Raw genomic sequence first — 12,840 nt, 5'->3', positions numbered from 1 at the left:
GCGCTTCGGTGCGATCAGGCGGACAGGCGGGCGCGGCCCTTGCTACGGCGGGTCGCGAGGATGGCGCGGCCGGCACGCGTACGCATGCGCAGCCGGAAGCCGTGGGTCTTGGCGCGACGACGGTTGTTCGGCTGGAAGGTGCGCTTGCTCACTCGGGGGCTCCAGGATGAATCGTGTGTTGGCGGGGCGTCGCCTGGCTGTCACCGTGCGCCCACGAAGAACTCGCGGAACATCCTGGTGTGCACCGCTTGACGATCACCTCGGTGATCCTCGCCCATCGGTAGGCAGGCGGCAGCAGCCATCGACAACTCGACCTGGTTACGGTACGCGGGGCCGCGGCGTCAGGTCAAACCAGCCCCGGTCACCGCCGTACGCGCCGCCATCCGGACGTGGTTTTGCACACCCTGTGGACAACGACTTGAACCAGGCAGGCTGCGCTGACTACCGTGGCTGAACTCCGAAACCTTCCCGTCCGTCCCAAGAACCACACCTTCGTGGGACCCATCGGCACCAACCAGCGACCGAGAGAGCGTGCACTGTGGCTGACGTAACTGCCGATCTTGCCTCAGTGTGGCCCAGGGTCCTGCAGAAACTGCTCGTGGAGAGCGACGACCTCAAGCCGAAGGACGCGGACTGGCTGCAGCGGACGCAGCCGCTGGCGCTCGTCGCCGGCACGGCCGTGCTGTCCGCGCCCAACGAGTTCGCCAAGAGCGTGCTGGAGGGGCGGCTCCTGCCGCTGATCACCGACGTCCTCAGCCGTGAGTTCGGCCACCCCGTGGGCATCGCCATCGCCGTCGCCTCGGGCGGCGAGCAGGAGGCGGCCCCCGCGCCGCAGGCGCCGGTCGTCCCCGAACCGCAGCCGCAGCTCGAGGCGCCGTCGCATCCGCAGCCCCCCGCGTACGCCGCGGAGCCGGGCCGGTACGACGAGCGGCCGCACGGCTACGGCGAGGTCCCGCGCATGCGCCCGGCCTACCCCGAGCACGTGGTCGGGCCCACCGGCGGCTCCGGCGGCTGGCCGCCCCGCGAGCCCGAGGACCGCTGGCAGCAGCAGCGCTTCGGCGACTACCAGGAGCGCGAGCACTACCAGCCGCCCGCCTCCCGCTACGAGATCCCCTCGCCCCACCAGCCCCCGGCGCGGCCGGAGCCGGCGCCGCCGCAGATGCCGGCCATGCCCCCGCCGCGCACCGGAGGGGGGAACGGCGGTGCCGGCTCCCACTCGGGCGCCGGCGGGTCGGGCGGTTCGGGGGGCCCGGCGGAGCCCACCGCGCGGCTGAACCCCAAGTACCTCTTCGACACCTTCGTCATCGGCGCCTCCAACCGCTTCGCGCACGCCGCGGCGGTCGCCGTGGCGGAGGCACCGGCCAAGGCGTACAACCCGCTGTTCATCTACGGGGAGTCCGGCCTCGGCAAGACGCACCTGCTGCACGCGATCGGGCACTACGCGCGCAGCCTCTACCCGGGCACGCGGGTGCGCTACGTGAGCTCCGAGGAGTTCACCAACGAGTTCATCAACTCCATCCGCGACGGCAAGGCGGACGCGTTCCGCAAGCGCTACCGGGACATGGACATCCTGCTGGTCGACGACATCCAGTTCCTGGCGAGCAAGGAGTCGACGCAGGAGGAGTTCTTCCACACTTTCAACACCCTGCACAACGCAAACAAGCAGATCGTGCTCTCCTCCGACCGGCCGCCCAAGCAGCTGGTGACCCTGGAGGACCGGCTGCGCAACCGCTTCGAGTGGGGCCTGATCACCGACGTCCAGCCGCCCGAGCTGGAGACCCGGATCGCGATCCTCCGCAAGAAGGCGGTGCAGGAGCAGCTCAACGCCCCGCCGGAGGTGCTGGAGTTCATCGCCTCCCGGATCTCGCGGAACATCCGCGAGCTGGAGGGCGCGCTGATCCGGGTGACGGCCTTCGCCAGCCTCAACCGTCAGCCGGTGGACCTGCAGCTCACCGAGATCGTGCTGAAGGACCTGATCCCCGGCGGGGAGGACTCCGTCCCCGAGATCAGCGGACAGGCGATCATGGCGGAGACGGCTTCCTACTTCGGCCTGGACGTCGAGGACCTCTCCGGCTCCTCCCGCAGCCGCGTGCTCGTCACGGCCCGGCAGATCGCCATGTACCTGTGCCGGGAGCTCACGGACCTGTCGCTGCCGAAGATCGGCGCCCTGTTCGGCGGCCGCGACCACACGACGGTCATGCACGCGGACCGCAAGATCCGCTCCCTGATGGCCGAGCGGCGGTCCATCTACAACCAGGTCACCGAGCTCACCAACCGCATCAAGAGCTGACGCGGGACCTTCCGCGCGTCCTCCCGCGGCTCTCCCGCGCGTCCCCTCAGGCGCCTTCCGCACGCACTCCGTACGTCCACAGCGCCCCGGGCCAACTCCCGGGGCGCTTCTCGTTGTTCGATTGCGCCGGCCGCGGCCCGGGGACAGGAACGTCTCTCCACAGGACGGGGCGGTTTTCCCCCGTCCACAGCCTGGGGATGCCCGGGTTGTCCCGAACGTGTCCACAGGCCGGGCCGTACGATGCTCGTTCGGCCTGCTGGGGGCCATGTGGATTTGTGGGCAACCCCGGTCCACAGACTGTGGACATTCCGGCCGCCCACAGGACCCCTCTCGCGGTTGTCCACCGCTCGCCCACAGGCTGGGGGCGGTTGTCCCCAGTCAGGGGCCGCTTCTCCACAGTCCTGTCCACTGTTCGGCAACGGAACACACCCGCTCACCGGTCGGAGTGAACCGCGTCACACCAACGTGGTGGGTTGGGCTGGGGAGAACCCGGGTATTCCTGGGGACAGCGCTGGGGAGAACCGGGGGGCTCCTGTGAATCGCGTGTGCACAACTTCCGGCCGTCCACAGACGGGCCCGGTTGTCCACCGGCTCCGCCCACAGGCTCGGTGGACAAAAAACAGGGCCTGACCTGCACCGGAACCACTTATCCACGGTTTCCACAACCCCTATTACTACGACCAGGGATAGTTACCGGGGAATCTGCTTCGAAGTGGGACCTGTGCACAACCGAGCCGCGGGCCGTCCGCCTCCCCGCCCTCCGGCTTGACCCCAACCCGCACCGCATGTCCGTGGCGGCTGTCAGACTGTTCTCGGCAAGAGGGCCAGCAGGGCCAGAGAGTCGGCCACAGACAGCCAGCAACAGCAGGAGGCGGTTCCGGTGAAGATCCGGGTGGAGCGCGATGTACTCGCGGAGGCAGTGGCCTGGGCGGCCCGCAGTCTCCCGGCCCGTCCCCCGGTGCCGGTCCTGGCGGGCCTGCTGCTGAAGGCCGAGGAGGGGCAGCTGAGCCTGTCCGGCTTCGACTACGAGGTCTCGGCCCGCGTCTCCGTCGAGGCCGACGTGGAGGAGGACGGCACCGTCCTCGTCTCCGGCCGGCTGCTCGCCGACATCTCGCGGGCACTTCCCAACAGGCCTGTGGAGATCTCCACCGACGGCGTGCGCGTGACCGTCGTCTGCGGCAGCTCGCGATTCACACTCCACACCCTGCCTGTGGAGGAGTACCCGGCGCTGCCCGCGATGCCCACCGCTTCCGGCACCGTCCCCGGCGAGGTCTTCGCCGCGGCGGCCGCCCAGGTCGCCATCGCCGCCGGCCGTGACGACACCCTGCCGGTGCTGACCGGTGTGCGGATCGAGATCGAGGGCGACACCGTCACCCTGGCCGCCACAGACCGCTACCGCTTCGCGGTCCGCGAGTTCCTGTGGAAGCCGGAGACCCCGGACATCTCCGCGGTCGCCCTGGTACCCGCCAAGACGCTGCTGGACACCGCCAAGTCCCTCACCAACGGCGACTCCGTCGCCATCGCCCTGGCCGGCTCCGGCGCGGGCGAGGGCCTGATCGGCTTCGAGGGCGCGGGCCGCCGCACCACGACGCGTCTGCTCGAGGGCGACCTGCCGAAGTACCGGACGCTCTTCCCGACCGAGTTCAACTCCGTCGCGGTGATCGAGACGGCCCCCTTCGTCGAGGCCGTCAAGCGCGTGGCCCTGGTGGCCGAGCGCAACACGCCGGTCCGGCTGAGCTTCGAACAGGGCGTGCTGACCCTGGAGGCCGGTTCCAGCGACGACGCACAGGCTGTGGAGCGCGTGGACGCCACGCTTGAGGGCGACGACATCTCGATCGCCTTTAACCCGACGTTCCTGCTGGACGGCCTGAGCGCGATCGACTCGCCGGTGGCGCAGCTGTCCTTCACCACGTCGACGAAGCCCGCGCTGCTCAGCGGCCGTCCGGCGGTCGACGCCGAGGCCGACGACGCGTACAAGTACCTGATCATGCCGGTCCGGCTGTCCGGCTGACGCGAGGCCTGTCCGGTCGCGTCGCCCTGCGGGGGCCGACGTAGGCTCGACGTAGGTCAGGCAGGCTTCGAACGAAGGATCAACGATGGAGCTCGGTCTCATCGGTCTCGGCAAGATGGGCGGGAACATGCGCACGCGCATCCGCCAGGCCGGTCACACTGTCATCGGCTACGACCGCAACCCGGACCTCGCCGATGTCCACAGCCTGCAGGAACTTGTGGACAAGCTCGAGGCCCCGCGCGTGGTGTGGGTGATGGTGCCGGCCGGCGCCGCCACCCAGTCGACGATCGACGAGCTCGGTGAGCTGCTCTCCCCCGGTGACGTCGTCGTCGACGGCGGCAACTCCCGTTGGACGGACGACGAGAAGCACGCCGAGGAGCTCGCCGCCAAGGGCGTCGGCTTCGTCGACTGCGGTGTCTCCGGCGGCGTCTGGGGCCTGGAGAACGGCTACGCGCTGATGTACGGCGGCGAGGCCGAGCACGTGGAGAAGGTGCAGCCGGTCTTCAACGCCCTCAAGCCGGTGGGGAACTTCGGTTCCGTCCACGCGGGCAAGGTCGGCGCCGGCCACTTCGCGAAGATGGTCCACAACGGCATCGAGTACGCCATGATGCAGGCCTACGCCGAGGGCTGGGAGCTGCTGGAGAAGGTCCACTCGGTCACCGACGTGCGCGAGGTGTTCCGCTCCTGGCAGGAGGGCACCGTCATCCGCTCCTGGCTGCTGGACCTGGCCGTCAACGCCCTCGACGAGGACGAGCACCTCGACAAGCTCAAGGGCTACGCCGAGGACTCCGGCGAGGGCCGCTGGACGGTCGAGGCCGCCATCGACAACGCCGTGCCGCTGCCCGCGATCACCGCGTCCCTCTTCGCGCGCTTCGCCTCCCGCCAGGACGACTCCCCGCAGATGAAGATGATCGCCGCGCTCCGCAACCAGTTCGGCGGCCACGCCGTCGAGAAGCACTAGTCACACCCACGGGAAGGAGGCGGCGCGCAGCCATGCACGTCGCGCATCTGTCGCTCGCCGACTTCCGCTCCTACGCCCGGGTCGAGGTCCCGCTCGACCCGGGCGTCACCGCTTTCGTGGGGCCCAACGGCCAGGGCAAGACCAATCTGGTCGAGGCGGTCGGCTACCTGGCGACCCTCGGCAGCCACCGCGTCGCGAGCGACGCACCGCTGGTGCGGATGGGCGCGGACCGGGCGATCGTGCGGGCGTCGGTGGTGCAGGGCGAGCGGCAGCAGCTGGTCGAGCTGGAGATCAACCCGGGGCGCTCCAACCGGGCCCGGCTCAACCGCTCCTCCCAGGTCCGCCCGCGCGACCTGCTGGGGATAGTCAGGACGGTGCTCTTCGCCCCCGAGGACCTGGCCCTGGTCAAGGGCGACCCCGGGGAGCGCCGGCGCTTCCTCGACGAGCTGCTCACGGCGCGGGCGCCCCGGCTGGCGGGCGTCCGCAGCGACTACGAGCGGGTCCTCAAGCAGCGCAACACCCTGCTGAAGTCGGCCACGATGGCCCGCCGCCACGGCGGCCGCGGCGCCGACCTGTCCACGCTCGACATCTGGGACCAGCACCTGGCCAAGGCCGGCGCCGAACTGCTGGCCCAGCGCCTGGACCTCACCCACGCCCTGCAGCCGCTGGCGGACAAGGCGTACGAGCGGCTGGCGCCGGGCGGCGGTCCGGTCGTGCTGGAGTACCGCAGTTCGATCGGCGAACGGATCGCCGGGGCGTCGGGCCGCGAGCAGTTGTACGGGCTGCTGCTGGAGGCCCTCGGGGAGGCCCGCAAGCAGGAGATCGAGCGCGGGGTGACCCTGGTCGGCCCGCACCGGGACGACCTCTCGCTCAAGCTGGCGCAGCTCCCCGCCAAGGGGTACGCGAGCCACGGGGAGTCCTGGTCGTACGCGCTGGCGCTGCGGCTGGCCTCGTACGACCTGCTGCGCGCCGACGGCGGCGAGCCGGTGCTGGTGCTGGACGACGTCTTCGCCGAGCTGGACGCCCGGCGCCGGGCCCGGCTGGCGGAGCTGGTGGCCCCCGGTGAGCAGGTGCTGGTGACGGCGGCGGTGGACGACGACGTGCCGGACGTGCTGGTCGGCGCCCGGTACGCGGTGGAGGACGGCGGCGTGGAGCGGGCATGACGGATCAGCAGCAGCCGTCGGGGCAGGCGACGGGCGCCCAGGGCGAGCCGGTGTCCGGCGTCGACCTGGCCAGGGTCGCGCTGCGCGCCGCCAAGGAGCAGGCCCGCGCGAGGGGCGCGGCCGCGCAGCAGAAGAAGCAGGCCCGGCGCGGGGGGTTGCGCAGCGGCGCACGGGCGGACGGGCGTGACCCGCTGCCGCTGGGCGCCGCGATCAGCCGGCTGATCACCGAGCGCGGCTGGGAGGCCCCGGCGGCGGTGGGCGGCGTGATGGGCCGCTGGCCGGAACTGGTGGGCGACGACGTGGCCCTGCACTGCCAGCCGCAGCGGTACGACGAGGAGGAGCGGGTCCTCACGGTGCAGTGCGACTCCACGGCCTGGGCGACGCAGCTGCGGCTGCTCGCCCCGACGCTGGTGGCCAGGCTGAACGCCGACCTCGGGCACGGCACCGTGAAGCTGATCAAGGTCCTGGGACCGGGGGGACCGGTGCGTTCGTACGGGCGGCTGCGCGCTCCCGGGAGCCGTGGGCCGGGCGATACGTACGGATAGGCCGGAAACCTGCTGTGCGTAATCGGGTCGAAGCCCTGTGCGCCCGCGTGAGCGGTTTTGGGACCCGGTCCGCGTGTGGGGAGTCGTCAGGAGGTACTTCCGTCGGGCACACGGGAACTCAGGTACCGCCAAAGCCCCATCTATGTCGGCGCTACCGGTAGACTGGCAGCAGTACCGCCCGCCCCTGGCCTCCGGCACCGGGGGACCCCAGCGGGACCAGTCGAAGATGTCGAGTGATGAAGCCGGTTCCGCCCCGCGGGACCCGGCTCATGCTGTGCCAGAAAGGGCGCTTCGTGGCCGATTCCGGCAACCCCAACGAGATCAATACGTCCGCAGCTGACGGCTCCGCCGCACCCGCTTCCGGCGGGGCGTACGACGCCAGCGCGATCACCGTCCTTGAGGGCCTGGACGCGGTTCGCAAGCGCCCGGGCATGTACATCGGCTCGACGGGCGAGCGTGGCCTGCACCACCTGGTGTACGAGGTCGTCGACAACTCCGTCGACGAGGCGCTGGCCGGTCACGCGGACACCATCAACGTCACGATCCTCCCCGACGGCGGCGTGCGCGTCGTCGACAACGGTCGCGGCATCCCCGTGGACATCGTGCCGTCCGAGGGCAAGCCCGCCGTCGAGGTCGTGCTGACCGTCCTCCACGCCGGCGGCAAGTTCGGCGGTGGCGGCTACGCCGTCTCCGGCGGTCTGCACGGCGTCGGCGTCTCCGTGGTGAACGCCCTGTCGACGAAGGTCGCGGTCGAGGTCAAGCGTGAGGGCTTCCGCTGGACCCAGGACTACAAGATGGGTGTCCCCACCGCCCCGCTGCAGAAGAACGAGGAGGTCCCGGAGACCGGCACCTCGGTCACCTTCTGGGCCGACGGGGACATCTTTGAGACCCTCGAGTACTCCTTCGAGACGCTCTCGCGGCGCTTCCAGGAGATGGCCTTCCTCAACAAGGGCCTGACCATCTCGCTGACGGACGAGCGCCCCGAGCACGCGGACGTGGAGAACGAGGGCCAGCCGCGCTCGGTCTCGTACCACTACGAGGGCGGCATCGTCGACTTCGTGAAGTACCTGAACTCGCGCAAGGGCGAGACGGTCCACCCGTCGGTGATCGACATCGACGCGGAGGACAAGGAGCGGATGCTCTCCGTCGAGGTCGCGATGCAGTGGAACACCCAGTACAGCGAGGGTGTCTACAGCTTCGCCAACACCATCCACACCCATGAGGGCGGCACCCACGAGGAGGGCTTCCGCGCCGCGCTGACCACGCTGGTCAACAAGTACGCGCGCGAGAAGAAGCTGCTCCGCGAGAAGGACGACAACCTCACCGGTGAGGACATCCGCGAGGGCCTGACCGCGATCATCTCGGTCAAGCTGGGCGAGCCGCAGTTCGAGGGCCAGACCAAGACCAAGCTCGGCAACACCGAGGCGAAGACCTTCGTCCAGAAGGTCGTGCACGAGCACCTGACGGACTGGTTGGACCGCAACCCCAACGAGGCCTCGGACATCATCCGCAAGTCGATCCAGGCGGCCACCGCCCGCGTCGCCGCCCGCAAGGCGCGCGACCTGACGCGCCGCAAGGGCCTGCTGGAGACGGCGTCGCTGCCGGGCAAGCTGAGCGACTGCCAGTCCAACGACCCCGCCAAGTGCGAGATCTTCATCGTCGAGGGCGACTCCGCCGGCGGCTCGGCCAAGTCCGGCCGCAACCCGCAGTACCAGGCGATCCTCCCGATCCGCGGCAAGATCCTGAACGTGGAGAAGGCGCGGATCGACAAGATCCTCCAGAACACCGAGATCCAGGCGCTGATCTCGGCCTTCGGCACCGGTGTGCACGAGGACTTCGACATCTCCAAGCTGCGCTACCACAAGATCATCCTGATGGCCGACGCCGACGTGGACGGCCAGCACATCAACACCCTGCTGCTGACCTTCCTGTTCCGCTTCATGCGGCCGCTGGTCGAGGCGGGCCACGTGTACCTCTCCCGTCCCCCGCTCTACAAGATCAAGTGGGGCCGGGACGACTTCGAGTACGCGTACTCCGACTCCGAGCGCGACGCCCTGATCGAGCTGGGGCGGCAGAACGGCAAGCGCGTGCGCGAGGACTCGATCCAGCGCTTCAAGGGCCTCGGCGAGATGAACGCCGAGGAACTGCGGGTCACCACGATGGACGTCGACCACCGCGTGCTCGGCCAGGTCACCCTGGACGACGCGGCCCTCGCCGACGACCTGTTCTCGGTGCTGATGGGCGAGGACGTCGAGGCCCGGCGCTCCTTCATCCAGCGCAACGCCAAGGATGTCCGCTTCCTCGACATCTGAGTCGGCCCCCATCAGCCGCCGCCCGAAAGGACTTTGACCAGCAATGGCCGACGAGAACACCCCTGTCACGCCCGGCACCCCGGAGGGCGCCGAGGGCGCCGCCGCCGAGACGGACACCATGCGGATCGAGGCCGTGGGCCTCGAGACGGAGATGCAGCGCAGCTACCTGGACTACGCGATGTCCGTCATCGTGTCCCGCGCGCTGCCCGACGTCCGGGACGGCCTCAAGCCCGTCCACCGCCGCGTGCTGTACGCGATGTACGACGGCGGTTACCGCCCCGAGCGCGGCTTCTACAAGTGCGCCCGCGTGGTCGGCGACGTCATGGGTACGTACCACCCGCACGGCGACTCCTCGATCTACGACGCGCTGGTGCGGCTGGCCCAGCCGTGGTCGATGCGCATGCCGCTGGTCGACAGCAACGGCAACTTCGGTTCCCCGGGCAACGACCCGGCCGCCGCCATGCGGTACACCGAGTGCAAGATGGCGCCGCTGTCGATGGAGATGGTCCGGGACATCGACGAGGAGACCGTCGACTTCCAGGACAACTACGACGGCCGCAACCAGGAGCCGACGGTCCTGCCGTCGCGCTTCCCCAACCTGCTGATCAACGGCTCCGCCGGCATCGCGGTCGGCATGGCGACCAACATCCCGCCGCACAACCTGCGCGAGGTCGCCGAGGGCGCCCAGTGGTACCTGGCCAACCCCGAGGCGTCCAACGAGGAGCTGCTGGACGCGCTCATCGAGCGCATCAAGGGCCCCGACTTCCCGACCGGCGCCCTGGTGGTGGGCCGCAAGGGCATCGAGGAGGCGTACCGCACCGGCCGCGGCTCCATCACGATGCGCGCGGTGGTCGAGGTCGAGGAGATCCAGGGCCGGCAGTGCCTGGTGGTCACCGAGCTGCCGTACCAGGTCAACCCCGACAACCTGGCGCAGAAGATCGCCGACCTGGTGAAGGACGGCCGGGTCGGCGGCATCGCCGACGTCCGGGACGAGACGTCCTCCAGGACTGGGCAGCGCCTGGTGATCGTGCTCAAGCGCGACGCCGTGGCCAAGGTCGTGCTGAACAACCTCTACAAGCACACCGACCTGCAGACGAACTTCGGCGCCAACATGCTGGCGCTGGTCGACGGCGTGCCGCGCACGCTCTCGCTGGACCAGTTCATCAAGCAGTGGGTGACCCACCAGATCGAGGTCATCGTCCGCAGGACCCGCTTCCGGCTGCGCAAGGCCGAGGAGCGCGCGCACATCCTGCGCGGCCTGTTGAAGGCCCTGGACGCGATCGACGAGGTCATCGCCCTGATCCGGCGCAGCGCGACGGTCGACGTGGCGCGCGAAGGCCTGATGGGCCTGCTGGAGATCGACGAGATCCAGGCCAACGCGATCCTGGAGATGCAGCTCCGCCGCCTGGCGGCCCTGGAGCGGCAGAAGATCGTCCAGGAGCACGACGAGCTCCAGGCGAAGATCAACGAGTACAACCGCATCCTGGCCTCGCCCGAGATGCAGCGCGGCATCATCAGCACGGAGCTGACGGCGATCGTCGAGAAGTTCGGCGACGACCGGCGCTCGGCGCTGGTGCCCTTCGACGGCGACATGTCCATCGAGGACCTGATCGCCGAGGAGGACATCGTCGTCACGATCACCCGCGGCGGCTACGTCAAGCGCACCAAGACCGACGACTACCGGTCCCAGAAGCGCGGCGGCAAGGGCGTGCGGGGCACGAAGCTGCGGGAAGACGACATCGTCGACCACTTCTTCGTCTCCACCACCCACCACTGGCTGCTGTTCTTCACCAACAAGGGCCGGGTCTACCGCGCCAAGGCGTACGAGCTGCCGGACGCCGGCCGTGACGCCCGCGGGCAGCACGTGGCGAACCTGCTGGCCTTCCAGCCGGACGAGCAGATCGCCCAGGTGCTGGCCATCCGCGACTACAACGCGGCGCCCTACCTGGTGCTCGCCACCCGTTCGGGCCTGGTGAAGAAGACCTCGCTGAAGGACTACGACTCGCCCCGTTCCGGCGGTGTGATCGCGATCAACCTGCGGGAGACCGAGGACGGCAGCGAGGACCTGCTGATCGGCGCCGAGCTGGTCGGTCCGGCCGACGACCTGCTGCTGGTCAGCCGCAAGGCGCAGTCCATCCGGTTCACCGCGACGGACGACACGCTGCGCCCGATGGGCCGTGCGACCTCGGGTGTGAAGGGCATGAGCTTCCGCGAAGGGGACGAACTGCTCTCGATGAATGTCGTGCGACCGGGTACGTTCGTCTTCACCGCCACCGACGGCGGGTACGCCAAGCGCACCAGTGTGGACGAGTACCGGGTCCAGGGGCGCGGCGGACTCGGCATCAAGGCGGCCAAGATCGTCGAGGACCGGGGTTCCCTGGTCGGGGCGCTGGTGGTGGAGGAGACCGACGAGATCCTCGCCATCACCCTCGGCGGCGGCGTGATCCGCACCCGTGTCAACGAGATCAGGGAAACCGGGCGTGACACCATGGGCGTCCAACTGATCAACCTCGGTAAAAAGGATGCAGTCGTGGGCGTCGCCCGCAATGCCGAGGCGGGGGCGGAGGCCGAAGAGGTCGTCGCCGCCGAAGAGGCCGAGGGCGAACAGCCCGTGGCCGCCGAGTCGGAGGAGTAAGAAGCCGTGAATGGAGCCAAGGGCGCCGCGGGTGGGACGGGCGCGGACGGAGGGCAGCCGATGCCGGCGGCCCTGCCGGAGGCGATCGGCGGTGCCCATGGCCCACGTACGGACAACGGCCCGCACCAGGGGGGAATCACCGTGACTGACACCCGTCCATCGCAGCAGCAGCACCAGCACGCGGTGCACCAGCAGACCTACGGCGGCGCGCCCGGCGCCCCGGTCGCGGAGCAGCCGCCGCAGCCCCAGCAGCAGCCGCAGGGCCCGCACCAGCCGCCGCAGGCGTACGCGCCCCCGGCCGGGCCCCCCGCGACCGCCGGCGTCCGCCAGCCGCGTCCGGCGGCCCGTACCGTCCCGCGCACGCGCAAGGCGCGGCTGCGGGTGGCCAAGGCTGACCCGTGGTCGGTGATGAAGGTCAGCTTCCTGCTCTCCATCGCGCTGGGCATCTGCACGGTCATCGCGGTCGCGGTGCTGTGGATGGTGATGGACGCCATCGGCGTCTTCACCACGGTCGGCGGCACCCTCAGCGAGGCCACCTCGTCCGGTTCGGACGGCGGCTTCGACCTGGTGTCCTTCCTGTCGCTCTCGCGCGTGCTGACCTTCACGGCGGTCATCGCGGTCATCGACGTCGTGCTGGCCACGGCGCTGGCCACGCTCGGCGCCTTCATCTACAACATGTCGGCCGGCATGGTCGGCGGCGTCGAGCTGACGCTGGCGGAGGACGAGTAACCGATTTTGGGCCACGGCCCCGTGTGCGCTAATCTTTCAACGCAACGCAGCGCGGGGCTATAGCTCAGACGGTTAGAGCGCTTCCCTGATAAGGAAGAGGCCACAGGTTCAAGTCCTGTTAGCCCCACCGCGTGAACGGCCCGTACGGATCATCCGTACGGGCCGTTTCCTTGTCCGCGCCGGCGGAGTTGGTT

The 12,840-nt window shown here is 69.8% G+C and carries 8 protein-coding genes, 1 tRNA gene and 1 pseudogene; 9 read left to right on the top strand and 1 reads right to left on the bottom strand.

Annotation, left to right across the window (positions count from 1 at the left end; genetic code table 11):
- Positions 1-14: 14 nt before the first annotated feature.
- Positions 15-152, bottom strand: coding sequence for a 50S ribosomal protein L34 (gene rpmH / locus ACZ7MY_RS24125; RefSeq protein ID WP_003975051.1), 138 nt, complete (start codon positions 150-152; stop codon positions 15-17).
- A 386-nt stretch (positions 153-538) separates the two neighbouring features.
- On the opposite strand from rpmH, the gene dnaA reads away from it, so the two are divergent.
- From dnaA to ACZ7MY_RS24080, 9 genes and pseudogenes are all read left to right on the top strand, one after another.
- On the top strand, positions 539-2,290 hold the full coding sequence (gene dnaA, locus ACZ7MY_RS24120) for a chromosomal replication initiator protein DnaA (protein WP_499604617.1): 1,752 nt from the start codon (positions 539-541) through the stop codon (positions 2,288-2,290).
- An 880-nt stretch (positions 2,291-3,170) separates the two neighbouring features.
- A complete protein-coding gene (gene dnaN, locus ACZ7MY_RS24115; RefSeq protein WP_499604616.1) occupies positions 3,171-4,301 on the top strand; it encodes a DNA polymerase III subunit beta in 1,131 nt (376 codons plus the stop codon).
- Positions 4,302-4,380: 79 nt separating this feature from the next.
- Positions 4,381-5,262, top strand: a pseudogene (gene gnd / locus ACZ7MY_RS24110) (phosphogluconate dehydrogenase (NAD(+)-dependent, decarboxylating)); the annotation flags it as partial.
- A gap of 32 nt (positions 5,263-5,294) precedes the next feature.
- The gene (recF, locus tag ACZ7MY_RS24105; RefSeq protein WP_499604614.1) at positions 5,295-6,425 is read left to right on the top strand and encodes a DNA replication/repair protein RecF; all 1,131 of its coding nucleotides are present in this window, start codon (positions 5,295-5,297) and stop codon (positions 6,423-6,425) included.
- Positions 6,422-6,970 (top strand): DciA family protein, encoded by a 549-nt coding sequence (locus tag ACZ7MY_RS24100; RefSeq protein WP_499604612.1) that lies wholly within the window; start codon positions 6,422-6,424, stop codon positions 6,968-6,970. Before recF ends, ACZ7MY_RS24100 begins: the two co-directional genes overlap by 4 nt.
- Positions 6,971-7,239: 269 nt before the next feature.
- A complete protein-coding gene (gene gyrB / locus ACZ7MY_RS24095; protein ID WP_499604610.1) occupies positions 7,240-9,282 on the top strand; it encodes a DNA topoisomerase (ATP-hydrolyzing) subunit B in 2,043 nt (680 codons plus the stop codon).
- A 43-nt stretch (positions 9,283-9,325) separates the two neighbouring features.
- Positions 9,326-11,917, top strand: a complete 2,592-nt coding sequence (gene gyrA / locus ACZ7MY_RS24090) for a DNA gyrase subunit A (RefSeq protein ID WP_499604608.1) — start codon at positions 9,326-9,328, stop codon at positions 11,915-11,917.
- Between the two features lie 60 nt (positions 11,918-11,977).
- Positions 11,978-12,646 (top strand): DUF3566 domain-containing protein, encoded by a 669-nt coding sequence (locus tag ACZ7MY_RS24085; RefSeq protein ID WP_499605032.1) that lies wholly within the window; start codon positions 11,978-11,980, stop codon positions 12,644-12,646.
- 53 nt (positions 12,647-12,699) lie between these two features.
- Positions 12,700-12,773 (top strand) — tRNA-Ile (locus ACZ7MY_RS24080).
- Positions 12,774-12,840 lie beyond the last annotated feature (67 nt).

The organism is Streptomyces sp. NPDC111520 (assembly GCF_055635295.1).
This window is presented reverse-complemented; position numbering and strand designations above follow the sequence as displayed.

Coding starts and splice junctions, on each gene's coding strand:
- gyrB (WP_499604610.1), top strand. CDS start 7,240: ATGCTGTGCCAGAAAGGGCGCTTCGTGGCCGATTCCGGCAACCCCAAC.
- ACZ7MY_RS24100 (WP_499604612.1), top strand. CDS start 6,422: ATGACGGATCAGCAGCAGCCGTCGGGGCAGGCGACGGGCGCCCAGGGC.
- gyrA (WP_499604608.1), top strand. CDS start 9,326: ATGGCCGACGAGAACACCCCTGTCACGCCCGGCACCCCGGAGGGCGCC.
- ACZ7MY_RS24085 (WP_499605032.1), top strand. CDS start 11,978: ATGCCGGCGGCCCTGCCGGAGGCGATCGGCGGTGCCCATGGCCCACGT.
- recF (WP_499604614.1), top strand. CDS start 5,295: ATGCACGTCGCGCATCTGTCGCTCGCCGACTTCCGCTCCTACGCCCGG.